This window comes from Lacihabitans soyangensis (assembly GCF_024343775.1).
Classification (GTDB): Bacteria; Bacteroidota; Bacteroidia; order Cytophagales; family Spirosomataceae; genus Leadbetterella; species Leadbetterella soyangensis.
The window spans coordinates 1-2,292 of the sequence record NZ_RJUF01000082.1 but is presented as its reverse complement, the minus strand read 5'-3'; the positions used below and the strand labels follow the sequence as shown (position 1 = coordinate 2,292).

Here is a 2,292-nt window from a genome sequence, read left to right as displayed (position 1 = left end):
CCGATCCGTTGTGTCCTATTCTGGTTGCCCCCAACTTGGTTGCCCAAAAAATACCTTGATTGGTCTTTGTTATGTTCACATTATCAGGTTTGTTTGATTCTGTGTACTGAAAACGTAACATTTCTTTCACGGTTTCTTCTTTCAAAATTCTGGTTCCATTGTATTGGCCACCATTCAGCAGAGCTATGAAAAAACGCGACAGTTCTTCTACCGAGGTCCTTACGCCACCATCGGGGTAGGTATTCACTTCATACCATTGAACTGGTACAGTTTTTCCATCTTCTTTTCTGTAAAGTTTGGCGTGTTGCAATGTATCAATTTCGGCTAAAGCCCAGCCCGAATTCTTCATTTCTAAGGGCTTAAAAATATGCTCTTTGGCGTAAGATTTCAGACTTTTCCCTGTTTGCACTTCCACAATGTATCCGGCCAATCCGGCACCGATATTCGAATATTCTCTTTTATCACCAGGCTTGGCATTTAGAAAATTCCCATAGTCATAATGTGTGCCGCCTTTTACAAAATAATTTTTCAAAAACTCCCCTAAAGGCTCTGGTTTTCTGTTGCCATAGTGATAGGTGCTATCACCATAAAACGGACTTCGATCAATCAACCCTGACGTATGCGTAGCCAAATGTCGTAGGGTGATTTTGCCATTTGGGCTATTTGGATTTATTACCCTAAACGGCAAATACTTGTTGATGTCTTCATCAAGCGAAACTAGTCCTTCTTCCACTGCTTTCATGATGCATACCCCCGTAAAAGTTTTGCTTACAGAGGCAATGTTCATAATGGTCGAGGACTTAAAAGGTACTTTGTTTTCGAAATCCGCAAAGCCATAGCCGGTGCTCAAAACCAATTTCTTGTCAACAATCACCGATGCACCGAGGCCTACAATTCCGCTTTCTTTCATTTTCGCCATTATAACGCTGTCAAGTGTTTTTTTTGAGTTATGAATATCTTGAGCACTAAGGCTTTTGGCACACAGAAGAGCAATGAACAATTTCAACGCGGTTAATTTTAATTTCATAATTTGTTCGTTTTTTTAGTCTGATACCCTCCTAAAAAGCCAAGCCAAATGCACTTTGGCTGATATTTGAGAATAAAAGAAATGAATGTATGGACGAAAGTACAACGGGCAATATAAAAACAAAAAGCAATGGGTTTAGCTGCCCAGTTTTTGTTTTGAAAGTCGGCTTAAATGTTTTGGAAAAGCCTCACATCCCATAAAAAATACAATAAATCATCCCCAAATTAAAGGCGGCGTGGCAGGCAATGGCACCCAAAAGGCTATCGGTTTTTTTGCGGAAATAGAAAAACATTATACTCACCAAAAACATACTCAATACCCACAGTAGGGTGGGAAAGGGGTAAAAAGCCCATTGCTCATTCACGAACACCAAGCCGAAATGAGAAATATGCGTGAGGGCAAAGGCAGAGCCATCCACGATGGAGGCTTTTTTCTCGCCTATAGAGTTTTCAAAACTCTTGTGTACGATGCCCCTGAAAAACAATTCCTCACCGATGGGGCTAAAAAGCATGCCTGTGATGGCCATAATGCCGAACATGACCTGCTTATCTGCTGCAGTGATTTCAGCCGGAATTTTATATGACTTGCCGATGTATTGATACCAGTTTTGGTAAGAAGTATCATATAAGATTTTACCCAAAAAAAACAGCATAACACTGGCCGCCAGCCCAGCCAAAAAGGCCAGAAATAGCCATTTAAAACCCTGAGCTTTTTGTATACCGATGGCCATACGACCCGCTTTACTCAAAAAAATAAACGGAGCCAAAGCCGAAACCGTCATGATAAGCCCGATAGCCCCATAATTACCCGAAGCATTGGCCTGAAGTACCAACACAAACCTCGGCACACAAACCAACAATATCAGAAATGTACCAAATTTCCAGTTTAGGTCAAAGATTTTGCTGAAGAGGGGTTTTAGGTGGGGGTGCATGTTTTGAAGAAGTTAGGTTTTAAGAATAGTTCACGGTTTTGTATGTTATAGGACTTCGAAACACAGAACTGTCAAACATTCGAACGGTTAATTTGAAATTCAAAACCAAATTGATGTAAATTCCCCGCTTTTCTACTAAGCTTCCATAGTCTTTTGCTTTTTTAGTAAGCCATTCATTTTTTGATTTGGTGTGATATAATTCCATTTTAATTACCTAAATTCTATCCAATAGTTTTTTTATATGCAAGCTTTTATTCAGTAAATTCTTTAAATATTACCTTTGGCTTAAGTTTAGGACAATATAGGAGCATTGCTTTTTCAAATTCATCTTTAA

2 protein-coding genes are annotated in these 2,292 nt (G+C 39.4%); both read right to left on the bottom strand.

Annotated features, from left to right (window positions below):
* On the bottom strand, positions 1–1,027 hold a 1,027-nt coding region (locus EGI31_RS14385; protein WP_255037910.1), incomplete at its 3' end, for a serine hydrolase domain-containing protein.
* A 187-nt stretch (positions 1,028–1,214) separates the two neighbouring features.
* The gene (locus EGI31_RS14380) at positions 1,215–1,958 is read right to left on the bottom strand and encodes a CPBP family intramembrane glutamic endopeptidase (RefSeq protein ID WP_255036422.1); all 744 of its coding nucleotides are present in this window, start codon (positions 1,956–1,958) and stop codon (positions 1,215–1,217) included.
* Between the last annotated feature and the right edge of the window lie 334 nt (positions 1,959–2,292).

Excerpts from the sequence above, each read along its gene's own strand:
- EGI31_RS14380 (WP_255036422.1), bottom strand. The coding sequence starts at position 1,958 with ATGCACCCCCACCTAAAACCCCTCTTCAGCAAAATCTTTGACCTAAAC.